General features: G+C 36.6%; 21 protein-coding genes. 10 read left to right on the top strand and 11 right to left on the bottom strand.

Annotated elements, in window-relative coordinates:
- The first annotated feature begins 6 nt into the window (after window positions 1-6).
- The 6 genes from AC3RVG_RS12265 to AC3RVG_RS12240 all read left to right on the top strand — a co-directional run bounded on the left by AC3RVG_RS12265 (window position 7) and on the right by AC3RVG_RS12240 (window position 6,432).
- Complete coding sequence (locus tag AC3RVG_RS12265) at window positions 7-945, top strand: NAD-dependent epimerase/dehydratase family protein (RefSeq protein ID WP_489691756.1); 939 nt, start codon at window positions 7-9, stop codon at window positions 943-945.
- A 31-nt stretch (window positions 946-976) separates the two neighbouring features.
- A complete protein-coding gene (locus AC3RVG_RS12260) occupies window positions 977-2,005 on the top strand; it encodes a helix-turn-helix domain-containing protein (RefSeq protein ID WP_489691755.1) in 1,029 nt (342 codons plus the stop codon).
- Window positions 2,006-2,106: 101 nt separating this feature from the next.
- Window positions 2,107-4,095 carry an LTA synthase family protein gene (locus AC3RVG_RS12255; RefSeq protein ID WP_489691754.1) on the top strand — a complete coding sequence of 663 codons (1,989 nt, stop codon included), beginning with the start codon at window positions 2,107-2,109 and terminating at the stop codon, window positions 4,093-4,095.
- Window positions 4,085-4,975: a diacylglycerol/lipid kinase family protein gene (locus AC3RVG_RS12250; RefSeq protein WP_489691753.1), complete on the top strand. Its 891-nt coding sequence runs from the start codon at window positions 4,085-4,087 to the stop codon at window positions 4,973-4,975. Before AC3RVG_RS12255 ends, AC3RVG_RS12250 begins: the two co-directional genes overlap by 11 nt.
- Window positions 4,976-4,979: 4 nt before the next feature.
- Window positions 4,980-5,720 (top strand): COG4705 family protein, encoded by a 741-nt coding sequence (locus tag AC3RVG_RS12245; protein WP_489691752.1) that lies wholly within the window; start codon window positions 4,980-4,982, stop codon window positions 5,718-5,720.
- A gap of 10 nt (window positions 5,721-5,730) precedes the next feature.
- On the top strand, window positions 5,731-6,432 hold the full coding sequence (locus AC3RVG_RS12240) for a DUF1003 domain-containing protein (RefSeq protein WP_489691751.1): 702 nt from the start codon (window positions 5,731-5,733) through the stop codon (window positions 6,430-6,432).
- A gap of 6 nt (window positions 6,433-6,438) precedes the next feature.
- Here AC3RVG_RS12240 and meaB read toward each other — a convergent pair whose 3' ends face one another.
- Window positions 6,439-7,521 carry a methylmalonyl Co-A mutase-associated GTPase MeaB gene (gene meaB, locus AC3RVG_RS12235; RefSeq protein WP_489691750.1) on the bottom strand — a complete coding sequence of 361 codons (1,083 nt, stop codon included), beginning with the start codon at window positions 7,519-7,521 and terminating at the stop codon, window positions 6,439-6,441.
- A gap of 94 nt (window positions 7,522-7,615) precedes the next feature.
- On the opposite strand from meaB, the gene AC3RVG_RS12230 reads away from it, so the two are divergent.
- Window positions 7,616-8,044, top strand: a complete 429-nt coding sequence (locus tag AC3RVG_RS12230; protein ID WP_489691749.1) for an organic hydroperoxide resistance protein — start codon at window positions 7,616-7,618, stop codon at window positions 8,042-8,044.
- A 49-nt stretch (window positions 8,045-8,093) separates the two neighbouring features.
- On the opposite strand, the gene AC3RVG_RS12225 is transcribed toward AC3RVG_RS12230, so the two are convergent.
- Window positions 8,094-8,615 carry a DUF2383 domain-containing protein gene (locus tag AC3RVG_RS12225; protein WP_489691748.1) on the bottom strand — a complete coding sequence of 174 codons (522 nt, stop codon included), beginning with the start codon at window positions 8,613-8,615 and terminating at the stop codon, window positions 8,094-8,096.
- A gap of 148 nt (window positions 8,616-8,763) precedes the next feature.
- Between AC3RVG_RS12225 and AC3RVG_RS12220 the strand changes: the two genes are divergently transcribed.
- The 3 genes from AC3RVG_RS12220 to AC3RVG_RS12210 are packed head-to-tail and all read left to right on the top strand — an operon-like array spanning window position 8,764 to window position 11,300.
- On the top strand, window positions 8,764-9,309 hold the full coding sequence (locus tag AC3RVG_RS12220) for an RNA polymerase sigma factor (protein ID WP_489691747.1): 546 nt from the start codon (window positions 8,764-8,766) through the stop codon (window positions 9,307-9,309).
- Window positions 9,293-9,913: a hypothetical protein gene (locus AC3RVG_RS12215; protein ID WP_489691746.1), complete on the top strand. Its 621-nt coding sequence runs from the start codon at window positions 9,293-9,295 to the stop codon at window positions 9,911-9,913. Before AC3RVG_RS12220 ends, AC3RVG_RS12215 begins: the two co-directional genes overlap by 17 nt.
- Window positions 9,864-11,300: a DUF4097 family beta strand repeat-containing protein gene (locus AC3RVG_RS12210; RefSeq protein WP_489691745.1), complete on the top strand. Its 1,437-nt coding sequence runs from the start codon at window positions 9,864-9,866 to the stop codon at window positions 11,298-11,300. The genes AC3RVG_RS12215 and AC3RVG_RS12210 overlap by 50 nt, the downstream gene beginning before the upstream one ends.
- A gap of 247 nt (window positions 11,301-11,547) precedes the next feature.
- On the opposite strand, the gene AC3RVG_RS12205 is transcribed toward AC3RVG_RS12210, so the two are convergent.
- The 9 genes from AC3RVG_RS12205 to AC3RVG_RS12165 all read right to left on the bottom strand — a co-directional run bounded on the left by AC3RVG_RS12205 (window position 11,548) and on the right by AC3RVG_RS12165 (window position 23,414).
- Window positions 11,548-14,199, bottom strand: coding sequence for a YCF48-related protein (locus AC3RVG_RS12205; RefSeq protein WP_489691744.1), 2,652 nt, complete (start codon window positions 14,197-14,199; stop codon window positions 11,548-11,550).
- 184 nt (window positions 14,200-14,383) lie between these two features.
- Entirely contained in the window at window positions 14,384-15,511 is a 1,128-nt protein-coding gene (locus AC3RVG_RS12200) for a tetratricopeptide repeat protein (protein ID WP_489691743.1), read from the bottom strand.
- Window positions 15,495-16,982 carry a helix-turn-helix domain-containing protein gene (locus AC3RVG_RS12195; protein ID WP_489691742.1) on the bottom strand — a complete coding sequence of 496 codons (1,488 nt, stop codon included), beginning with the start codon at window positions 16,980-16,982 and terminating at the stop codon, window positions 15,495-15,497. Before AC3RVG_RS12195 ends, AC3RVG_RS12200 begins: the two co-directional genes overlap by 17 nt.
- A gap of 176 nt (window positions 16,983-17,158) precedes the next feature.
- Entirely contained in the window at window positions 17,159-17,635 is a 477-nt protein-coding gene (locus tag AC3RVG_RS12190; RefSeq protein ID WP_489691741.1) for a DUF4199 domain-containing protein, read from the bottom strand.
- A 117-nt stretch (window positions 17,636-17,752) separates the two neighbouring features.
- Entirely contained in the window at window positions 17,753-18,406 is a 654-nt protein-coding gene (locus AC3RVG_RS12185) for a DUF1579 domain-containing protein (RefSeq protein ID WP_489691740.1), read from the bottom strand.
- Between the two features lie 151 nt (window positions 18,407-18,557).
- Entirely contained in the window at window positions 18,558-21,917 is a 3,360-nt protein-coding gene (gene secA / locus AC3RVG_RS12180; protein WP_489691739.1) for a preprotein translocase subunit SecA, read from the bottom strand.
- 249 nt (window positions 21,918-22,166) lie between these two features.
- Complete coding sequence (locus AC3RVG_RS12175) at window positions 22,167-22,388, bottom strand: DUF2795 domain-containing protein (protein ID WP_014782927.1); 222 nt, start codon at window positions 22,386-22,388, stop codon at window positions 22,167-22,169.
- A 181-nt stretch (window positions 22,389-22,569) separates the two neighbouring features.
- Entirely contained in the window at window positions 22,570-23,145 is a 576-nt protein-coding gene (locus AC3RVG_RS12170; RefSeq protein ID WP_489691738.1) for a cob(I)yrinic acid a,c-diamide adenosyltransferase, read from the bottom strand.
- 92 nt (window positions 23,146-23,237) lie between these two features.
- A complete protein-coding gene (locus AC3RVG_RS12165; RefSeq protein ID WP_489691737.1) occupies window positions 23,238-23,414 on the bottom strand; it encodes a hypothetical protein in 177 nt (58 codons plus the stop codon).
- Between the last annotated feature and the right edge of the window lie 60 nt (window positions 23,415-23,474).

The following is a 23,474-nucleotide window of genomic DNA, read 5'->3' as shown; positions in this document are numbered from 1 at the left end:
GAAAGAATGAAAATATTGGTTACCGGAGCTGCCGGATTTATAGGATCGCATACTGCGGAGAGGATGAAATCAATGGGGCACGACGTGGTTGGGGTAGATAATTTTTCGCCTTATTACGATCTTTCTTTAAAGAAATTGAATGCTGAAGCACTTACAGCAAAAGGTGTTGAAATTCTAAATCTTGATTTAAGAACGGACGATCTAAAAGCAAACCTTCCAACGGATTTGGATTATATTTTCCACTTTGCTGCGCACCCAGGTATTTCAGATGCTTCCACGTTTCAGGATTATTTCAGTAATAATATTTTGGCAACACAACGACTGTTGGAGTTTGCTGAGAAGCTTCCGAAAAACCCCTTTTTTGTAAATATTGCCACTTCATCAATTTATGGATTGGAAGCAACTTTTCCAGAAACCGTTGCGCCTAAACCTGCTTCGTGGTATGGTGTTACCAAACTTGCAGCAGAGCAATTGGTTCTGGCAAAAAGCAGAGAAAATAAGCTGGAAACAACTTCGTTTAGGCTTTTCTCGGTTTACGGCCCACGCGAAAGACCCGATAAACTTTATACTCGTTTAATAGATTGTGGTTTAAATAATAAGAAATTTCCACTCTTTGAAGGCAGTGAAAAACACTTGCGCAGTTTTACGTATGTGCAGGATATTGTGGACGGAATTGTAAGTGTTTTTGGAAAAGAAAAGATTTGCAATGGCGAAATTTTCAATCTCGGTACCGAAACTGAAAGTACCACCGCACACGGAATTGCAACAGTCGAAGAAATACTCAATACGAAAATAGACACTGAAAAGTATCCCCCCCGCGCTGGCGATCAGTCGCGAACCAAAGCAAATATTGACAAAGCAAGAAAATTGTTGAATTACAATCCGCAGACTTCTTTAAAAGAGGGTTTGCTAGCGCAGACGGAATGGTTTAAAAATAATTTTTAACTTCAGACTTCATTTTTTTTAAAACCTTGTAATGCTTAAAATACTCCAAATCATAACCATTTTGCAAGGAGTTTTTCTAATTGTGGCACTTTTGGCCAACAGGGAAAAATATCAAAAGCCTACATTTTGGTTGTTTATAGGGAGTATTGCTTCTATTTTATTTTACGTTATTGGCGATGATGATAATGGTTTCTTTGTAGAGAATTTAGATTGGTTTTTCTTTGATTCCTCTTTATTTATAACCTTTCTCTTACTGTTTGTAATGTATTTTGTTTCTCGAAGTGAAACCTTTAAACTTAAACATCTTGTTTATTTTCTGCCAAACCTGCTATATTTTATCATTGAATTTTATGAAAAATATTATGTAGCAGAAGATGTAATTTTTATTGAAATTTTGGAACTACTGGTAGAATTAAGCTTTTTATGTTATCTGCTTTTTACCACTCGGATTATCATAAAGTCGGATAGAAAAAAATGGATGGCCTTTTTTATTCTTCCATTAGCAATTATTATGAGTTTGGCGTTGGTGAATGAAATTTTAGGGTGGTTTGCCATTGGGCAGATACCTTACTTTAGCGACCCAGAAAACAGTGCTTCAACGCTTATTGTAATTGCATTTCTCTTTTACTTTATGGCTTGGAAACTGGTTGTGGCTCCATCAGAGATTGTTCCTTTTTCTGAAATAAAAAAATACCAAACCTCTGGTCTCAAAGAGAATTTAATTGAAGATTATTCAAAGAAAATTATTGTTTTTATGGAGGAAGAAGAAGGTTTTATGGATAATAAACTCTCGTTGACTTTGTTAGCACAAAAACTGAAAATTCCCAAACAATATATTTCAGAAATTCTGAATACCCATATGAATACTAACTTTCAAGATTTTGTAAATGGGTATCGAATTGAAGCTTTTTTAGAAAAACAAAATGATGCCAAATATTCTAAATACTCATTATTGGGAATTGCTAATGAAGTTGGTTTTAGTTCAAAATCTAGTTTTTATGCAACTTTTAAAAAGCATAAAGGCGTTACGCCTACAGAGTATCGAAAACTCTTAAAATAGTTTCCTAATATGTCCACAATAAGCATACAGGACATCAACAAAGCATTGTAAACATTGTATTATCCGATTAGAGTCTAACTTCGTACTCTAATTCAATTTTCGTGTCTAAACTTTTCCCACAGCGGTTTAAACTGCTTTTTTATTTCGTAAAAACATTTATCATTTTATCGACTCTAGTTCGAATTATTTTTGTGCTTTGGGTCTTTCAAGAAGTAGATACTTCGTTTTTTAAACTAGCAAATACTTTTATTGTAGGCCTATTATTTGATGTAGGGACGGTTTCGTTTTTTGCACTTCCGTATGCACTGTATTTGCTGTTAATACCAACACGTTGGTACGGATCTTTTTTTGATAGGATCGCGACGTGGTTTGGCTATTCACTTGGGATAGTTATCTTTTTATTTTCCTTTTTTGCTGAAATTACTTTTTGGGAAGAATTCAAAAACCGATTCAACTTTATCGCGGTAGATTATCTAATTTACACCTATGAAGTAGTTAAAAACATAAACGAATCGTACCCAATCCCTTTACTGATTAGTGGGATTTTGCTCTTTACTGCGGCGCTACTTTTTATTACGAAGCGAAAAGGCATTTTTCAGAAAACATTTAAAAGTGAAAGTACTTTTAAGGAAAAGATATTTCCAACCCTGCTTGTTTTTAGTACGGTTGTAATCTTCGTTTTACTAGTGAAAAACAAAGATGCGGAGCAGTTTAAAAATCGTTATAATAACGAAATTGCGAAGACGGGTATCTACTCCTTTTTTGCAGCTTTTCAAAATAACGAACTCTCCTATACAGATTTCTACAAAACCCTTCCCGTAAACGAGGCTTTTTCTAAAGTGAAAAACGAATTTGAAAAACGCGGCGATAGTTTGTTATTTCCCGAAAAGGATTTGATTTACAGAACTATTTCGAATAAGGATTCATTGCCGGAACAAAGGCCAAACGTAATTTTTATTTGTGTGGAAAGCTTGAGTGCTAATTTTTTAGGATCTTTTGGCAATACGGAAAATATAACGCCAACACTGGATTCTTTGGCGAACCGTAGTTTGTTTTTTACAAATCTTTTTGCAACTGGAACTCGCACCGTTCGGGGTATGGAAGCTATAACACTTTCCATTCCGCCAACACCCGGTCGCAGTATAGTAAAGCGCGAAAATAACCAGCAACTTTTTACCATTGGCGAAGTTTTTAAACAAAAGGGATACGAGCGAAATTTCTTTTATGGCGGCGACGGATATTTCGATAATATGAATAGTTATTTTGGAGGCAATGGTTTTAATATTGTGGATCGTGGCCGTGGTTTTTTACTGGATGCCAGCATAACAACTACTCGAACCAATATTGAAGATGACGAAGTAAGCTTCGAAAATGCTTGGGGAATTGCTGACGGCGATATTTACGATAAAGTAATGAAAGTAGCTGATGAGGCTCACAGCGCCGGAAAGCCATTTTTCGATTTTGTAATGACTACCAGTAACCACCGCCCATACACATATCCTGAAGGAAAAATAGATATTCCTTCTGGTACGGGAAGAAGTGGCGCCGTAAAATATACCGATTATGCAATTGGTGAATTTTTAAGGAAAGCCCAGAAAAAAGATTGGTATAAAAACACGGTCATCATAATTATGGCAGACCACTGTGCATCCAGTGCTGGACGGCAGGAACTTGATGTAAAAAATTATCATATTCCCGGATTAATGCTGAATGTTCCCAATGTTCCTGCTGAAAAAATAGATAAAATGGCTTCGCAGATAGACATATTCCCAACCTTGTTTTCACTGCTTAATTGGAAGTATGAAACCAATCTATTCGGCACCAATATTTTCAATATGAAACCTGAAGAAGAGCGAGCTTTTGTTGGCACTTACAGGAAACTTGGTCTTTTGAAAAAGGATGGAAGCATTATGATTTTAGGCGATCAAAAGGTGTCAAATTTTTACCGTTGGAATCGGGAATCGAATGAGCTATTACCAATGAATGATAATAGTGAGTTTTTGAATGATATTATTTCAAATTATGAAACCGCAGATTATTTATTCAGAAATGAGGGATTGAAATTAAGCACTTTGGGAATTGAAAACTAACATACATTTTATAATAAATCCTATAGCGGGAAAAGGGAGCAACAAACTTCCAATTGCATTGGTTGAGACATTTTTCCCAAAGAATGAATACACAATTGTTATAAAAAAAACCGCCTTTATTGGGCATGCGACTGTTTTAACAAATAGTTCAATTAATGAAGGCGCAGAAATAATTGTGGCTTGCGGTGGCGATGGAACGATAAACGAAGTTGCATCTTGTTTGGTGAATAGTGCTGCTATTTTGGCAATTATGCCAATGGGTTCGGGAAATGGATTGGCTTCTAATTTAAGAATTCCGCGAAACATTAAAAAAGCGCTTTCTATTATAAAGAATCAAAAGGTAATTACAATCGATACGGGCACAATTAACGGCGTGTCTTTTTTCAGTAATACAGGAATCGGCTTTGATGCCCACGTAATTTCAGATTTTGAAGAAAAGACCACCCGTAGACTTTTTAGTTATGTGCAATCAACACTGCGAACGCTGAAAAATTATCACTATAAAAATATAGTGGAACTGAAATACAACGGTACTACCGAATTGATTTCACCCTTTCTACTTTTCGTTTCAAACTCAAACGAAATGGGTTATAAAATGAGTTTAACACCGCGAGCTTCATTGCAGGATGGTTTGTTAGATTTAGTCATTGTACCCAAACTTTCAAATTTTAAACTTCTTCTTTTTACAATGCTATTTCTTTTCAAAAAACATCATTGGTTGAAAGAAGTACGATTTAAACAAGTTACTTCATTACAGATTAAAAGTCTGGACAATTCAATATTAAAGGCCCAAAAAGATGGTGGTTTTTTTGTTCCTAAAGAATCAAAATTTGAAATTAAAATTCACCCGAAGAATTTGAAGGTTTGTGTAAAAAAATAGCAAGATGAAAAAAGTAGCAGAAGTGACGCTTATATTTTGGATTATGAAAATTTGCGCAACCACTTTGGGAGAAACCGCTGGCGACATGTTATCGATGACCTTCAATATTGGTTACGGGCTTAGTTCCATAATTTTGATTGCTGCTTTTATAGTTACGTTAGTAGCGCAGTTGAATGCAATAAAATACATTCCTATTTTGTATTGGTTAGTTATTCTCGCCACAAGTACTGCTGGCACAACGATGTCTGATTTTATGGATCGCACTTTGGGCTTAGGCTATGCCACGGGCGCGCTGATTTTAAGCATAATGCTAATTTCAATGCTTTTTATTTGGTATAAAAGTGAAGGCTCACTTTCGGTAACAGATATTAAAAACTTTAGGCCAGAAATGTTTTATTGGATTACCATTTTAATCTCAAACACTTTGGGAACGGCACTTGGCGATTATTTGGCAGATGACTCGGGGCTAGGTTTTGGCGGAGGCGCATTATTGATTGGTCTGCTTATACTTGCCACTGCGCTTCTGTATTATTTCACTAAAATCTCGCATATAATTTTGTTTTGGATAGCTTTTGTATTAACGAGACCTTTTGGCGCTACCTTTGGAGATTTACTCACCAAATCTGCAGATAAAGGTGGTTTTGATTTGGGTACAATTGGCTCGTCTGCTGTACTTTTCGCTGTATTGATAATTCTCATTATTTATGCAACAGTGAAACTACAAAGGGAGCGGGCATTAACTTAAATGATAAATAATGAAAACATTCGTAAGCAGCATTTCTGGTAAAGAATTTCCCGAAACCGAAAAAATGCATGCCAAGACTATTCGAAAAGCTATTTTCGATTTGATAAAAAAGGAGCATCCTTCTTTTAACCATAACAGTCACGTTTCTATTTCAGAATTAAATCAATACCGACAAAAATACATTTCAGAATATTTACTCAATGAAGTGGGTGAATTGGGTGAACTTGAAAAGGATGTTTTGGAAACCATCCAAAATCAGGAAACACTTTCTTCAAAAATTATTTTAGATGAAGCGTTAGTTAAATTTACTTACGGACAACGATTGGCAGATAAGATTGCAAGTTTTGGTGGCAGTTGGAGATTTATAATCATGTTTGGGGTTTTCATCCTAGTCTGGATGTGTATTAATATAATTTTTTTAGCGAGCAAACCTTTTGATCCGTATCCATTTATTCTACTGAATTTAATTCTTTCATGCTTGGCAGCATTGCAGGCTCCAGTAATTATGATGAGTCAAAACCGGCAAGAGGAAAAAGACCGCGAGCGATCCAAACAAGATTATATGATTAATTTAAAATCTGAGTTGGAAATACGCATGCTTCACGAAAAACTGGACCATTTAATTATACACCAGCAACAGGAATTACTAAACATTCAGCAAGTACAAGTGGAAATGATGGAAGATATTATGAAGCAGTTAAATAAGAAATAAACTGTTTTAATTTTTAATAGAAAGTAATTTCTCTGCAGCTTCAAAAGGAGTGGTTCTATTTTCGTCCAAGGCTTTTAACTGTTTTTCAAGCTCTATTTTTACTTCAGGATTTGCGTAGAACTCACTTTTCAATCTACTTTCTACGGTTTGCATTAGCCAGAATTTGTTTTGCTCTTTTCTTTTATGCTGAAAATAGCTGTTGCTCTTTACCGTTTCAAAATAATTTGAAACAACTTCCCATATTTCAGAAATACCTTCATTTTTTAATGCACTACAAAGAAGCGTTTTTGGTGCCCAACCATTCTCCTTTGCGGGATAGAGGTGCAATGCACGGTTAAACTCGGTTTTAGCCATTCTTGCAGCCTTCAAGTTGTCGCCATCTGCTTTGTTGATTACGATGGAGTCTGCCATTTCCATAATGCCGCGTTTTATACCTTGCAACTCATCGCCCGCACCAGCAAGTTTTAGCAATAGAAAGAAATCGGTCATGGAATGTACCGCAGTTTCACTTTGACCAACACCAACAGTTTCAATCAAGATTACATCAAAACCTGTAGCTTCGCATAGTATAATTGATTCTCGGGTTTTTCGTGCCACTCCACCCAAAGTATCGCCACTAGCCGAGGGACGTATAAATGCATTGGGTTCTTTAACAAGTTCTTCCATTCTAGTTTTATCACCAAGAATGCTGCCTCTGCTAATGCTGCTACTAGGATCTACCGTTAGCACTGCGACTTTTTTCCCTTGAGCAACTAAAAATTTTCCGAAGCTTTCAATAAATGTGCTTTTGCCTACTCCCGGAACTCCTGTAATACCAATGCGTACCGAGCGATTGGCGTGCGGCAAACATTGTTCAATAATGTCCTTTGCCTGCTGTTGATGTTTTTGAGCGGTGCTTTCAATAATAGTAATAGCTCGACTAAGGGAAGCTTGGTTATGCGCTAAGATTGCTGAAACCAATTCTTGAGTTGAAGGAGATTTATTTTTTAAAATCTTGTGCCTTTCAGCAACCTTTTCATTTATCGTGTTAGGTTGCGAAACGCCTTTTTTTTCGTTTAATGCGCTAGTATTTTTTTTGGTGTCTGCCACAGCGTGAATTTAGGACAATTTTATGAATATGTTCTTTAAGAAACGAGTTTTAGGTAGTATCTTGAAAATTAATAATTTTAAAATTCAGAAAAAAATGAAAATCTTATATGAAGCTTCTTCCACTGCTGAAGGCGGAAGAAAAGGCCACGTAAAATCAGAGGACGGAAAAATTAATATGGACCTGTCTGTACCAAAAGGTCTTGGCGGTGATGGCGGAAAAGGCACCAATCCAGAGCAACTTTTTGGAAGTGCATATGCAGCTTGTTTTGGAAGTGCTGTGCAATTAGTAGCAGAAAGTAAAAAAATTAAATTGGGTGACGATATGAGCGTAACGGCTAATATTGAAATCGGAAAAACTAAAGACGGCGATTTACAACTGCGTGCTACCTTAGACTGCTATTTACCTGGTGTAGATGTAGAAACAGGGGAGAAGTTAGTAAACGAGGCCCACGAAGTATGTCCTTATTCTCGTGCCACTCGCGATAATATAACAGTAACTTTGAATCTTCTTTTAGATGAATAGTTAAGAATTTTATCAATAAAAAAAGCCCCGTAATCGGGGCTTTTTTATTTTACATTGCTTTGAGGTCAATTACTTTTCCCCCTTGATTCTCTTTATTAGAATCTTCGCTTTTTACAGCTACGAAAGGGCTTTTCTTTGGCTGTTGTGCAGCTTGCTTTATGTACCATTCTAATTGATACTTTTGTTTTTGAAGAATTTCCAGTGTACTATCTGGTAATTGCTTACGTTCCAGAAGTTCATCGTATCTTTTTATATTATTACGGTCGCGATTTATGCAAGAATTTACAATAGCAACCGCATCAAAATGCTCCAAAGCATCTTTTATTTCCTGCCAAGTACGATCAATATTTCCTTTTTCGGAATCTTGTTTTAAAGGTTCAATATCTCGCGAGTGGAGTTCGTTTGAAATATCGTGGCTCATCCGGTTTCGCTCGACGGCCATATAGTTTAAAAATCGTTTTAAGTCCGTTGTTTGCGCATCGAGTGCGGCGTTGTAGTAAAGTTTTTCTGCTTCGAAACAGGCTACTAACAAACGGTTTAGTTTATCAAAATCGGCGTAATTCTTTTTCATAGTTATACAATTTCACCAAAGTTAATATAATTATGAGTCATTATAAAACCGTAATTCTCAAATATTTCATAAAAATTTAAGTCAATTTTGAAACATCTTGTAATTTATGTCGTCTTTTAATTGAACAGCAACCAAAAAACCATCTAGTTTGTCAGATTTACTATTAATAGAACAATGTAAACACTGTGACCGGAAAGCGCAAATGGCACTTTACGGCAAATATTGCGATGGTATGTTTATAATAGCCAACAGGTATTTAAGAGACACCGCGGCCGCGGAAGACGCAATGCAGGAGGCCTTTATTAAAGCATTCAAAAAACTGAGTCAATTTAATGGCGAGGTAACTTTTGGAGCTTGGCTAAAACGCATCGTAATAAATACCTGCCTTGATACTATAAAGAGTAAAAAGATGGAATTGCAATCTTTAAACGATGAGGTTTTTACAATGGTTGATGAAAGTTCTGATTGGACGATTGCTGATGAAGCTACCATTTCGGAAGTGTTGGCCGCGATTGAAACCTTGCCAGAAAATTACAGACTTACGGTAAAGCTGTTTTTATTGGAAGGTTACGACCATCAGGAAATTTCAGAAATACTGCAGATTTCTGAAAATGCTTCACGCACATATTTACATCGGGGGAAAACGAAATTGAAAGAAAAACTAAAACACTTGCGTTATGGGACGGGATATTAAAAAAATGTTTGAAAATTATGAACCTAAGAATGTCAATCTTCGGGAGGGGCATCGGGCTCGTTTTGAGGATAAACTTGACAAGGCGTTTGTAGAAACTATTTCTAAAGAAAAAGCCGCTTCAATTCCTTGGTTGAAAATAGCTGCAATACTTGTGGTTTTTCTGTCAGTTGGCTTTTTCGGATACCTACAATTGTCAAAAAATGGTTCGGTAATTTCTGAAAACCCAAATAATTCTATAGTTGAAAATACTCCCGAAAATGTGGTGAACACCGAGGCTCCAAAACTTACATTGGCAGATATTTCGCCAAATCTTAAAAAAATCGAAGAATATTATATGACTGGCATTAACGTGCAACTGGCTTCCCTTAAAATAACCGAAGACAACAAAGATGTGGTAGACGGCTATATGCAGCGGCTTGCAGAACTTGACAGAGAATACAATTCGCTTAATGCCGAACTGAGCAACTTTGGCCCCACCGAAGCCACCGTTACTGCCTTGATTGATAATTTGAAATTGCGTTTGGATTTGCTGTTCAAACTAAAAAACAAATTAAATGAACTTAAAACTCAAAATAATGAAGAATTTAAAGCTATACAATCGTAGTGCCATTATCGTACTGTTACTGGTTTCTGCCTTTGGCTATTCGCAAAAAAAATATGTGGAGAGCTTCAACGTAAACGATAACGTGGAAGTTTCTGTGAATACTTCTTTTACAAACGTCATTTTTGAAACTTGGAACAAAAATAAAGTTGAAGTTGAAGCTTTTATTGAGGGCGAAAACCTTTCAGAAAGTGAAAGGGAGCAACAAATGAAAAACTGGAAGCTGGATGTTTCGGGCAATAGTGAAAAAGTAAGTATAAACTCCAACGTATCAAACCAAAGTTTTGCGATGACTGATATGCCTTCAATGGATTTTATTGGTCCGCTGATGGAAGATATGGTTATGCCGATGATCCAAAATATAAAGGTGCCACCGCTACCCAAAGATTTACTTGAGAATATTGGCAATATTCAGTTTGATTATGAGGCTTTTAAAAAGGATGAAAAGGGTTATATGAAGAAATTTGAAGCCCAAATGGATAAAAAATTCGGAAAGAATTTTGAAAAGCGAATGGAGGAATGGGGCAAAAGTTTTGAAAATTCGTGGGACGAAAAAAGGGCCGATAGCATTGGCGATGCCTACGGTAAAAAGATGGAAGCTTGGGGTGAAAACTTCGGGAAACGCATGGAAGCTTGGGGCGAAGAATACGGAAGTAAAATGGAGGCTTGGGCTAGCGAAATGGAAAGAAACGCAGAAAAGGAAGGCGGTAATTATTCAAAAACCGTTACAAAATCGCCTAACGGTACATCTATAACTATTCAAGGAAACGGTAACAACGTTAATAGTAGCAATGTAAAAAGAACTATAATTATACGTGTGCCAAAGAATACCAAAACAGATGTAAACATTCGCCATGGGGTACTAAAAATGGCAGATGCTAACAATGTAAAAGCCAATTTAAATTATACGCCATTTACGGCAAACAGTATTGATGGGGGGCAAACTCTCATCAATGCTGCTTATGCGCCGGTGACGGTTAATGTTTGGAAACAAGGGGTTTTAAACGTAAAGTATGTGGAGAATTGCAGAATTGAAAGCGTTCAAAATATAAATCTGCAAGCTAATTCCAGCGATGTGCGGATAGGGAATATTTCAAACCAAGCTTTTCTTTCTGGTTCGTTTGGCGATTTGCGAATCGATAAGGTTGCTGATAGTTTTGAAACTTTAGACATCCGTTTAGAAAATACGGATGCACGCGTGAAAGTTCCGGCGGGTGCATTTTCGTTTTATTTCACAGGAAATAAATCTACTTTAAAATACCCAAAATCACTTCAACTTAAAGAATCAAAAAGTGCAGATAGGGTTTTGGTGAAAGGGTTTAATCAAAATAATGGGTCTAATAAAACCATTACGATTAACTCCAATTATAGCAATGTTTCACTTCAATAAAAATAAAGTATGGTTTAAAATTTACTCTCGTATTTATTTCAAAAGAAAACCCGCTCCAAAAAATGAGGCGGGTTTTTAAATGAACTGAGAATTAGGGAGTGTTGACCATTGTTTAACCACTTTTAATTTGAAATAGGGAAGGCATTAATCCAGAGCAGCGTTATTTAATACCACCGCCCCCAAATAAGTGGGGGCGGGGCTTAAATAAACAAATTAACTATGAAAAGAATTACCTATTAACTAATAATTAGTTTTTTATGATTTTGAAAGTTCCAACAGTGTTGTTTGATAAAACTCTAGCAAAATAAATACCTGTTGATAAAGAATTTAAATCGATTTCACCGTGAACGGCATTTAGCGTTTTGGTCATCAATTGCTGGCCATTGATGTTGTAAATTTCCACAGAGTTGATTTCTGTTTTAGCTGAAATTTGCAAAACATCTGTTACAGGGTTTGGATATAAAGCTACACCGGTAAGTTGGTTGTCATTAACTCCCATAACATCGCACGTAAGCAACAATTGGAAATTACCAGCTTTGGTATCATCATAACCTTCAATCATAATAATATAAGTGCTAGTTCCATCAGATTGAAATTCTAGCTCTGGTTGGTTTACGCAAGAGCTATCATTAAAAGCTATTTGCGTAGTTAAAGTACAGTCGCTAAAAACTCTAACGGTAGTAGGAAAGGTAGTATTAGGACCACAAGCATTAAGTGTTATGGTTTCACCAATTCCGTTTCCGGTGTATGAATAAAACACATCTGGTGAAGCGTTTCCGCCAGAATCAGTTCCAAAAATAGTTGAGTTTGTAACAAGATCGCCGCAAGCTAGTTCAATTGCTTCTACGCAACCATCATTAGTTGGTACTCCTGGCATTTCAACTCTGTAAGTAAAAATATCGCCCCATGGGCCAATAGTTGGATCGTATCCCCAACCAACAACGTATTTTCCGTTCGCAGATATTGAAGTTACAGACCATATTGGACTAGCACTCATTGTAATTCCCAATGTTTCTGTAACAAAGGAGTTAAACTCAACGATACCGGTTGATTCAGTCCAGATGAAAGGAATCATTGGATCCCAAGGTCCTACATTAAAAAAGCCAACTATTCTACTACCATCAGCGCTCATGTCTGTAACAACACCTGAGGCACCAGCAGACAAAGTACCTAATGATTCATATCCTGTAGCTTCGCTCCATCTCCAAGGCTCGTTGTTGTTAGCGAAGTCTCCATCACCTGCTACCCAGTTACCGTCAGCTGAAACTGCTTTTGCTTCACCTAATTGGTTGTATTCATCATTTGGATCGCCGTTTGGGTCAACTAATAAATAGACGTTTGGTAGATACTCGCCATTAACGTCTTTTTTCCATAAGGCCGCTTTCCAAGGGCCATTAAAATCTTGCCATCCTACAATTACGCTTCCATCATTGTTAACTGCGTTAGCACGGGTGCTTCTATTTTCGCTTACAAAAAGACTTCCTAAATCTATTAGGCCAGTTGCAGCTGTCCATGCAGTTGCGTGAGCAGGAGTTCCAGGTACTCCTGGTGTTTTTTCAACATAAGAAAGTCCTACTATGGTAGAGCCATCTCCAGAAATATCGTATCCGGAGCTTTTACTGCTGTCAACATTAATTCCAAAACTTCCCATAACTGACCACTCATTATTAACAATACTATACATTGATTGTTCAGTATATGTATTGTTTTCTGGTTGTTTTCTAAACATTACCCCATGCGCGCCAACGATGTAACCTGTACCGTTCGGGGTATAAATAATATCATAAAGTGCTTCGCTAAAGGTAGTAGTGCCTAAATTGTTTATTGGCCAAGTAGCACCACCATCAGTAGATTCAGCAATAATTTCTGGAGTTCCAACTATAACTACATTGTCTGCGTCTAACCAAGCTGCATCGCGCCAGATTACTCCTTCAATTACTTCTTGTCCTGTCCAAGTTGCGCCACCGTCAGTGGTTCTATATACATCACTATCAGCTGTAGCTATTCCGTTCATAGCATCGTTGAAAGCTATTCCAACTAATAAGGCGCCACCAGGAGTGTTAAAAACAGTAGTCCAAGTTGCACCATTGTCTGTTGATTTTTGGATCTCACCTGCATTAGTAACCAAGAAATAGGTATCGCCTTCTACATAAGTTAATTTATAAGGAATTGCAGCCAATCCTGTACCTGCTACCCAAGTTGTTCCACCATCATTAGTAGTATAAACTGCCATTCCAGTATCGGTTTGGGCTGTAACAACGCCATTCATTTCATCCTTAAATTCAATTCCTGTATAAATATACGCATCTGGAATAGGAGTTTGTTGCGTCCAAGTGTTACCACTATCAGTAGTTTTTGCAAAATATTGGTTCCATCCACCAACATAGCCAGTCCATTGAGAAGGAAAGCTCATAGCTTCTAAGCCTTGGTCTATTCCAGACCAAAGTTCGGTCCAGGTATCGCCACCATCAGTAGTTGTCAATATAATTCCATCACCATTATAGGTTAATGATTCGCCTATTGCAAAGGCAGTAAAATCACCACCTCCAGGAAATTCAATATCCCTGATGATATAATCAAAGCCAACATTTAATTTTTCCCAAGCAGTAGGATCTGTGTCAGTAACATAGCTTGTTCCTGATAGGAAGTTTCCGTCATCAGAAAATTCTGCAGAACCACCTCCACCTAAACCAGGTGCGGCACCGCCAATTTCTTCGAATGAATTTGTTTCGGGAGTCCATAATGAATATGGGCCTGCTTGATTTTCGTACCCTGAAACCACTCCTGTGTTTGAAACATCTTGTGTTTCAAAAAATGTGGGCTTCACCTCAAATTGGGCAAACATTGTGGCTGTCCCAATAGTGCAAAAGAATAAAAGAAGTAAAAATGTTTTTTTCATTTTGAAAAGTTTTATTGATTTATGTTACCGCTAAAGTATGGCAGCTAATACTATAATAAAAGGAACTATCTTTTAAAATTCACGAAATTTGAAAGGGAAAAACAACCATAAAACACTGTTGATTAGGCGCTTAAGTTGATTTTGTGAAAATTTTTAAATTGGAGAGATAAATAGCTTTTGTAGCCTAATTTTTAAGCTTTTTTTGAAGTTCTTTCAATTTTTTCTCCTCAGAAAAGACTAACCGAAGTAAAATTAAAAGCGCAATAACTATAAAAATTAATAAACCTATCTGAAAAGGTTTATAAAACATTTCTAACTGATCAATTTCTTTAGCTTTGATTTCGGTTAGATTTACTAATGATTGATTGACGGTTTTTCTTTCTGAATTTTTGGTCTCTTGTTGCAAGGCCAGAAATTTATTGTGAAAAAGTATGTAATTGTTCCAATCGTGCAATGCCAGATAATTATTAGACAATCCATCGTAAAGTCCTTTATTCAAAATTAGATCGCCCACACTTTCAGAAATAGCGGTGGCATTGTTTAAAAGTGAAATGGCTTCTTTGTAATTTCCTTCTAAAGTAAATACTTCAGCTAAGCCTTTTTTACCAAAGGCTATTAAACTTTTTGCTTCTGCATTTTGTGCATACGCTATGGAGCTTAAATAACTGGCCTTTGCTTCTACAGTTTTCGTCATTGATAATAAACAATTGCCCTTGTTGTAATAACAAATACTTAAGTTGGCATTTTTTACGTGTTCTTGTAGTGTCTTTTTGTAAGCCTCTATTGCCTTATTGAAATAAGTAAGAGCAATATCGCAGTTCATTTGTTCTCTGTAAATAAAACCTCGCATAGTAGCATTATACCCCAAAAATGGCTGGACGGAATCTTGAGCCGGGTACTTTTCAATCAGTATTAATGCCTCATCTAAATATTCAATTGCCTTGTCATAAATCTGAAGTTCTTGGTAATGACCCGCAATTCTATTTAGAATATTCATTCGCAAGCGGTCATTCTTAATTTTTGGAAAAAGCTCTTTTATTTTTTCTACATATTCTGAAGATTTATTGTAATCTCTTTTTGAAGAATAAGCAGTTGAGATGGTTAGTAATGAATTTACTTTATTCTTAACTAAAACATTCGGATAATTATACGCTTCCTGCGCAAGAGAAATTGCCAGGTCAGGATTTTCATAAATCTGCTTATTGGCCTCTACCAAAATACTGTCCACTTCTTGTTGAGCATGGGCAGTGTGTATAAGCAGGAAAAAGCTTATCAAAAATAATAGAAATGTATATTTAGTCTGCTTCCTCATACTGTTCTGCAAAAGCTTTTGAAGCTGATTTTTTGGTTCTTAAAAGTTCTATGAATACAGTTGGAGGTATTCCTGTAACCGCTTTAAAAACGGTGGCAAAACTACTGTGCGACGAAAAGCCACTCTCTTCGGCCAAATAGCTGATTTTGTAGTGTAAGTAGGTTCTGTTGTTTTTAAGTTTATCGGTTATATAATTTATTCGCAGCTCGTTGATATAACTATTGAAATTTTTATTTTTATGCGAATTGATTATTTCTGAAAGATATTTTGTGTTGGTATCAAAGTGCGAAGCCAACATAGCAAGAGACATATCTTGCTTTGTAAATTGTTTTGAATTTTCGAATTGTTTTAGCTTTTGAACAATTGCATCTTCCGTTTCCTTTGGAATATTTAAACTTTTTGAAACTTCTTTTACAGGAATTGTTTCCGCCGTTTTTTTCTTGTTTTCAAAATAACTGATAAAATTCTCGTATTGTCTCGCTCTATTGCTGTATCGATATCTTAAAATTAACCAAGTAAGCAAAATGAGAGATAAAACGCCACTTAAAATTAAAAGATTGCGTTGGTACATTTTTTTTACGGAATCCCATCGTTCGGTGTGGTTATCGTTTATGTAGTTGTAAATAGAATTTATTGCTTTGTCTTCTTCAATTTCCACTTCATTTGCCACTTGTCCGCTTTCGGTTCTATTGGAATAAAAAAGAGAAGCTTCGTCTAAAGCTAAATAAGTGGTTGAAAGTCCTTCGATGATTCTAGATTGGTAGGGTTTGTTGCTTAGTTGCTGAGAAATTTCTAACGCAGTTTGATAGGAGGTAAGCGATTTTTCATATTCTTTTTTCAGAAAATACAATTTACCTAATTGGTTTAAGGCAACCATTCTTAAAAAAATATTGGGGTGTTCACCAATTGCATTTTGAAGTGTGGTTTGAATGTATTGTTCTGCCAAATCAATAGTTGAAGCTTTTAGATAGGCCTCAATAATAGCAGCGGTAGTTTCGTTTGTGAGTATGAGATTGGGAATTTTTTCGAAATAGGTATTGGCTATTTCAAAATTGCTTAAAACCTCGTTGGGCTTGTTATTTTCGATGGCATTGTATGCTGTTACAAGCGCGGTGCCAGCGTTAAAATAATTGGCAATTATTTTATTATTTGTTCTAGAAGCTAACGTATTGATTTGTAGTAAATATTCTTCAGCTACACGGTTCATTCCCAATTGGTTTAACAAGTGGATAGACGAGATGCCTGTAATAATCTGCATTTCTAAATCGTCCGTAGTTTCTGCAAGTTTTTTTGCTTCAATATTTGCTTTTATAGCATTATTAAAACTGCCCATAGCATAATATGAAGCCCCACTATGAAGATATGCCTGAATCCGTAAGCGTGTATTGTCTGAATTCTGAATTAAGTGTTCAGCTATTTTTATCGACTCTTTGGGTTGGGAATACAGAATGCTTTCCGCCTCTAGCAACATCTGATTGTAATCTTTGTTACTTTGGGCAGAAATGTTTGTAATGAAGCATACAAATGTTATTAAAATAGAGAAAAAGCGCATACATACTACTATGAGCGACCAAGGTACATAAAAATTAATTTTTTAGGATTCAAATTTTTAAATAACAGTTGCACTTATTTAAGAAATTTTTAAATCTATTTTTTCCGCACAAAAATTGCAACTACAGCTGCTGTAATAATTCCTAAACCTAAGGCGCCAAACAACGATTGCCATATATAATTGTTTATATTGAAATATTCATTTGCCTTGGTTCGCGTCATTAAATCGTTTGTAACTGAGTGCTCTATTACGTTATTGAAGTATTCGGGAGTTATATAATTATGTGTTATATATTGCGCTAACGGTGAAAGAAGCGCCACAAAAACACTTAGCATTACCCCTGAAAGAAAACCTTGTAACCAAGTCATTTTTTTATTGTAAACGCGTCTTCTTTTTTCGCGCATCGCTAATAAATACATCAAAATAGAAAAAGGAGCGAATAATAAGGATAGCCATTGATGGTCTGCAATTTGCTCTTCGTGCCAGCCTAAAGTTTTCTCTAGCAGCATCCATGCAAGTATCGTGATTGTGAAAATTACGGCCCATTTAAATTCGATGTATAGTTTTTTCATTGAAGTATAATAGTATTTCTTTTTATTTCAATTTTTATTAAAGATAGCCTTTTTTGGGTAAAAAAATCCCGAAGTTTTTTTACTTCGGGACTTAAGTTTTAATGGATATTAGTGAGATTAAGCTCTCTTCATCACGATTTCCATATTTTTAATTTCTTCACCACCCGCAGATATTTCAAACATTTCCATTTTACGGGTATTGTCATCTATAAATGTATATACTTGTTTCATCTGCTTTTCTTTTCCCGTCATGGGGTCTACCATGGTGCCGGTTAGTGTTGTAGATTTACTAGCCGCATCATATTTTCCGCGCATTACAGCCAAACCAGTGCCCATATTGTCAATCCAAGTAGAAATATATTCATTGCTAGCATTGTCGTAAGCAAGGGTCGAGCGCCCCTCAAAGGACATGCCCATCATTTCTCCAGTGGTGGTGCCAACTTGATAACGGCCGCCCAATATCATTTTTATATTTTCAGTTGCAGTTGCTTTTTCTGGCGGAGCATCGGGACCCATCCAAAAAGTGAGTTCGTCATTCCATTTGCCTTCATCGGCAGCCATTCTTTTGTGAACTTCGCCAGGCGTCATATAGGCTTCCCAAGCTTTTTGCATGGCAACGGAATCCATTGGTTCCGCAATCATCTCGGGTTCTTCAGTAGCAGTAGTGTCTGCTACAAATGTGGTTTCGGCTTCCATAGCTTCCTTATTTTCATCTTTACAGGATACAAAACAAAGTGAAGCGACTGATAACAGAATTAATAATTTTTTCATAATCGTTGAATTTAAGGTTGTTACAGAGAACTAAGTTATGAAAAAAGCTATAAAAAAGATAGCATTTTATAAAGTTAAAGGTAGGTATGTAAATCAAAACCCCTTACGGTTTTTTACTGTAAGGGGTTGAAATATTTAAAATATAAACTTTCTATTCATCCACAAGTACCCAATCTCCTTTGTCTAACAACGGAATTGCTTGCTTGAATTTCATCTCTTTGTTTTCACCGCTCATAACATTTTTTATAGTCACTTTATCGTTGCGGTTAATCTTTGGGCGCTCGCGAGTAATGGTTTCCGTTATCTGCTGACGCTGAGGTTGTGTATTTCCAGCAGCTCTAGATTGTGAAGAACGTTCATCCAAATTCGGGATTTCGTCTTTCTGCTCGCTTAAGTTTTCTTTTCGTTTTACCTCTCTTGCTTCTTGAATTTGTTGTTGGTTTTCCTCTGGCAATTCACCTTTAAACAGGAATGAAACAACATCTTTATTCACTTTTTCAATCATCGCTTTAAAAAGTTCAAAAGCTTCAAACTTATAGATAAGCAACGGATCTTTTTGTTCGTGAACTGCAAGCTGAACAGATTGTTTCAATTCGTCCATTTTGCGTAAATGCGTTTTCCAAGCATCATCAATAATTGCTAAAGTGATGTTTTTCTCGAAGTCATTTACCAATTGCTTTCCATTGGTTTCGTACGCTTTTTCAAGATCGGTAGCAACGTTCAATGTTTTTACGCCGTCTGTAAAAGGAACAAGAATACGTTTGTATTTGTCTTTCTGAGTTTCGTAAACATTTTTAATAACTGGGAAAGCCATTTCAGCATTACGCTCCATCTTATTTTGATAGTGAATAAACGCTGCTTTATAAATTTTTCCTGCAATTTCCGTGCTGTCCATTTTATCGAATTCCTTTTCAGAAATAGGGCAACTCATGGAGAAGAAACGTATTAATTCGAACTCAAGATTCTTGTAATCCTGCGCCATTTTATTACTCTCGGCAATTACTTCTGAAGTATCAAAAATCATATTCGCAATATCTACGCGTAGACGATCGCCGAATAATGCGTGGTAGCGACGTTTGTAAACTACTTCACGCTGCGCATTCATAACATCATCATACTCAAGCAATCTTTTACGAATACCAAAGTTGTTTTCTTCTACTTTTTTCTGCGCACGCTCAATAGATTTCGAAATCATAGAGTGCTGAATCACTTCGCCTTCTTTCAAGCCCATACGGTCCATCATTTTGGCAATACGATCACTTCCGAAGAGACGCATCAAGTTGTCTTCCAAAGAAACATAAAATTGTGAGCTTCCTGGATCTCCCTGACGACCACTACGACCACGTAACTGTCTGTCTACACGTCGTGAATCGTGACGTTCTGTACCTACAATTGCAAGTCCGCCAGCTTTTTTAACTTCTTCGCTTAGTTTAATATCCGTACCACGACCCGCCATGTTTGTGGCTATGGTTACGATTCCGCTTTTTCCTGCTTCGGCAACAATATCTGCCTCGCGTTTGTGGAGTTTCGCGTTCAATACGTTGTGTGGAATATTTCGGATACTCAACATACGGCTAAGTAATTCTGAAATTTCTACAGAAGTTGTACCAATAAGTACTGGTCTTCCTGCTCGTGAAAGCGCTACAACTTCTTCACCAACGGCATTGTATTTTTCGCGTTTGGTTTTATAAATTTTATCTTCTCTATCGAAACGTGCAATTGGACGGTTGGTTGGAATTTCAACCACATCCAGTTTGTAGATTTCCCAAAGTTCGCCAGCTTCCGTAACTGCAGTACCCGTCATTCCCGAAAGTTTGTTATACATACGGAAGTAATTCTGAAGTGTAACCGTTGCAAATGTTTGGGTCATTGCTTCAATCTTCACATCTTCTTTTGCTTCAATTGCTTGGTGAAGTCCGTCACTGTAGCGGCGACCGTCCATAATACGACCAGTTTGCTCATCTACAATCATTACTTTGTTATCCATCACCACATATTGATCATCTTTTTCGAAAAGCGTGTACGCTTTCAAAAGCTGATTCATTGTGTGAATACGTTCACTTTTTACAGAAAATTCACGGAAAAGCTCTTCTTTTAATTCTACTTCTTTTTCAGTAGGAAGACCTTGCTTTTCTATTTGGGCTATTTCGTTTCCAATTTCTGGCATTACGAAGAATTCTGGATCTCCTTCGCCAGATAGATAATCTACCCCTTTATCAGAAAGTTCTATTTGGTTGTTTTTCTCATCAATTACAAAATAAAGCTCAGCATCAACCTTCGGCATTTCGCGATTGTTATCGCTCATGTAATGATTTTCAGTTTTCTGAAGAATTTGTTTTACACCTTCTTCCGAAAGATATTTTATCAAGGCTTTGTTTTTCGGTAAACCGCGGAAAACACGTAGTAATTGAAAACCACCTTCTTTATGGTCGCCTTCTTTAATAAGTTTTTTTGCTTCCGATAAAACTCCGGTTAAATATTTTTTCTGAACTTCAACTATATCGTTAATTTTTGGTTTAAGTTCGTTGAATTCGTGGCGATCGCCTTCTGGTACTGGTCCAGAAATAATTAGAGGCGTACGTGCATCATCAATTAAAACCGAATCCACCTCATCCACAATTGCGTAGTGGTGTGGGCGCTGTACAAGATCGTTTGGCGAATGTGCCATATTATCGCGCAGGTAATCGAAACCAAATTCGTTGTTGGTTCCGTAAGTTATATCAGATAAATAAGCTTTTCTACGTGATTCAGAATTTGGGCGGTGATTATCGATACAATCTACCGTCATTCCATGAAACTCGAAAAGTGGTGCCATCCACGCGCTATCACGTCTTGCAAGATAGTCGTTAACCGTTACAAGGTGAACACCGTTTCCGGCAAGGGCGTTTAAATACATTGGCAGTGTAGCAACCAAAGTTTTTCCTTCCCCTGTATGCATTTCGGCAACTTTTCCTTCGTGAAGTGCAACCCCACCAATAAGCTGAACGTCGTAATGAACCATATCCCAAGTAATGGGTTTTCCTGCGGCATCCCAAGAGTTTTGCCAGATGGCTTTTTCGTCTTCAAGGGTTACATAACCTTTATCTGCGGAAATTTCGCGGTCATATGCGGTTGCAGTAACCGTAAGTGTTGTGTTGTGCTTAAAACGCTTTGCAGTTTCTTTCATTACTGCAAAAGCTTCGGGAAGTATTTTAGTAAGGGTCGCTTTTTCAATTTCGTAGCGCTCTTCCTTTAATTTGTCTATTTCGTTGTAATTATCTTCTTTTTTATTGATGTCTTGTTCAGTCTCAGATAGTTTTTCGAGTTCATCAATTCGGTCTTGCACCACTTTTTGGGCATCTTTTATTTCTTTTTTGAAATAAGCTGTCTTTGCCCTAAGCTCATCGAGGGAAAGTTTTTCGATTACAGCTTCGTGTTTTTTTACTTCATTTACTAGCGGCTGGATAATACCAATATCTTTTTTTGATTTATCGCCAACAAAAACTTTAAGTACATTATCTAATATTCCCATGATGTGTAAATTTATTTTGAAGTGTTGCTTGGCAGCACTGTTTTGTCAATTTTGTTTTAGTTACGGATGGTAAAATAGGTCTCGACTGCGATCGACCAGACATCCATTTTTTTTCCACCACGAATACACGAATAATTATGCAATTATCGTGTATTCGTGTTTTTCATTTTCAATAATTTTTAAATAAAAAAAAGCCTCCTAAAAGAGACTTTTTATATTATTTTTTAAATGTTTCCCAAAATCTTGGGATTAATATTCATCCTCGTTCCAGAGATAATCGTCGTCTGTAGGATAATCTGCCCAGATCTCTTCAATAGAGTCATAGGAGTCTCCCTCGTCTTCGATTGCCTGAAGGTTTTCCACTACTTCTAGTGGGGCACCAGTCCTGATCGCGTAATCAATCAATTCATCTTTTGTTGCGGGCCAGGGTGCATCGCTTAAATAGGATGCTAATTCTAATGTCCAGTACATAGCACTTAGGTTTAATTTTCTGCAAAAGTAATTTTTTAGATCAAAAAGTCAAGTAAAATCCGAATTATTTCTGCTGTATTTTAAAGAACGTTTTTTGTTTGTTGATAATCAGATGATTACAAACAGGGTTGTTAATAAGTAATTTAAGCTAAAGTGCTGTTTTTCTTCTATTTCCAGAAAACTATCCTAGTTTTTCAGGAATCCATTGTGTCTCTTCCGCGTTCTGATCTTTAGACAACTTCCGTGCCAGCACAAATAGGTAGTCAGATAGTCGGTTTAAATACATGAGTACTTTTTCGTCAATTGGCTCATTTTCATTTAAAAGCGTTGCTCTTCGTTCTGCACGTCGGCAAACTGTGCGTGCAATGTGACAATATGACACGGTGGAATTTCCACCTGGTAATATAAAATGCGTCATTGGTGGTAGCGCATCGTTCATTATATCCATTTCATTTTCTAAGAGCGTGATATCCTTTTCTTCAATTTTCGGAATATTGAGACGCTCCTTCCCACTTTTCAAGGTTGCTTTTGCAGGATCTGTGGCTAAAATAGCGCCAAGGGTAAACAGTCTGTCTTGGATAGAAATTAGTATTTCCTTGCTTCGTGGATCTATATCTTGTGTGCGAATTAAACCGAGGTGCGAATTTAGTTCGTCTACTGTTCCGTAACTTTCAATGCGCATGTTGTGCTTAGGAACGCGGGTGCCGCCAAAAAGTGCCGTGGTTCCAGCATCTCCGGTTTTAGTATATATTTTCATAACCGTTGTGTGATTTTGAGGAATAAGATTTTAAACAAATTTACGAATAACCCTAGGAATATTACAATGAAATTACTGCCAACTGCAACTGCTCACTGCCCACTTCCCTTCTCTCGATCTTTTTTTCGTTCGTAATAACTACTTCTGAAATTTTTGTTCTTTCGTTGGCGCTGATTGGTGGCGTTACGTTTGTTCCAAAAATAAAGAATGGCTAACAGAAGAATTCCGCTAATTATTAAAACGATGGGGTTTGAAAGGTCAAAATTCATTTTTCAAATATAAAAGATGAAGAGGAAAGAACGAAAACTTTTTCTAAGAATAAAGAGAAA

This window comes from Aequorivita sp. IT1282 (assembly GCF_058068205.1).
This window is presented reverse-complemented; position numbering and strand designations above follow the sequence as displayed.

What these genes read in the sequence shown, in the direction of transcription:
- AC3RVG_RS12265 (WP_489691756.1), top strand. Translation starts at nt 7, where the DNA reads ATGAAAATATTGGTTACCGGAGCTGCCGGATTTATAGGATCGCATACT.
- AC3RVG_RS12260 (WP_489691755.1), top strand. Translation starts at nt 977, where the DNA reads ATGCTTAAAATACTCCAAATCATAACCATTTTGCAAGGAGTTTTTCTA.
- AC3RVG_RS12245 (WP_489691752.1), top strand. Translation starts at nt 4,980, where the DNA reads ATGAAAAAAGTAGCAGAAGTGACGCTTATATTTTGGATTATGAAAATT.
- AC3RVG_RS12240 (WP_489691751.1), top strand. Translation starts at nt 5,731, where the DNA reads ATGAAAACATTCGTAAGCAGCATTTCTGGTAAAGAATTTCCCGAAACC.
- AC3RVG_RS12230 (WP_489691749.1), top strand. Translation starts at nt 7,616, where the DNA reads ATGAAAATCTTATATGAAGCTTCTTCCACTGCTGAAGGCGGAAGAAAA.
- AC3RVG_RS12225 (WP_489691748.1), bottom strand. Translation starts at nt 8,615, where the DNA reads ATGAAAAAGAATTACGCCGATTTTGATAAACTAAACCGTTTGTTAGTA.
- AC3RVG_RS12215 (WP_489691746.1), top strand. Translation starts at nt 9,293, where the DNA reads ATGGGACGGGATATTAAAAAAATGTTTGAAAATTATGAACCTAAGAAT.
- AC3RVG_RS12210 (WP_489691745.1), top strand. Translation starts at nt 9,864, where the DNA reads ATGAACTTAAAACTCAAAATAATGAAGAATTTAAAGCTATACAATCGT.
- AC3RVG_RS12205 (WP_489691744.1), bottom strand. Translation starts at nt 14,199, where the DNA reads ATGAAAAAAACATTTTTACTTCTTTTATTCTTTTGCACTATTGGGACA.
- AC3RVG_RS12200 (WP_489691743.1), bottom strand. Translation starts at nt 15,511, where the DNA reads ATGAGGAAGCAGACTAAATATACATTTCTATTATTTTTGATAAGCTTT.
- AC3RVG_RS12195 (WP_489691742.1), bottom strand. Translation starts at nt 16,982, where the DNA reads ATGTTGCTAGAGGCGGAAAGCATTCTGTATTCCCAACCCAAAGAGTCG.
- AC3RVG_RS12190 (WP_489691741.1), bottom strand. Translation starts at nt 17,635, where the DNA reads ATGAAAAAACTATACATCGAATTTAAATGGGCCGTAATTTTCACAATC.
- AC3RVG_RS12185 (WP_489691740.1), bottom strand. Translation starts at nt 18,406, where the DNA reads ATGAAAAAATTATTAATTCTGTTATCAGTCGCTTCACTTTGTTTTGTA.
- secA (WP_489691739.1), bottom strand. Translation starts at nt 21,917, where the DNA reads ATGGGAATATTAGATAATGTACTTAAAGTTTTTGTTGGCGATAAATCA.
- AC3RVG_RS12175 (WP_014782927.1), bottom strand. Translation starts at nt 22,388, where the DNA reads ATGTACTGGACATTAGAATTAGCATCCTATTTAAGCGATGCACCCTGG.
- AC3RVG_RS12170 (WP_489691738.1), bottom strand. Translation starts at nt 23,145, where the DNA reads ATGAAAATATATACTAAAACCGGAGATGCTGGAACCACGGCACTTTTT.
- AC3RVG_RS12165 (WP_489691737.1), bottom strand. Translation starts at nt 23,414, where the DNA reads ATGAATTTTGACCTTTCAAACCCCATCGTTTTAATAATTAGCGGAATT.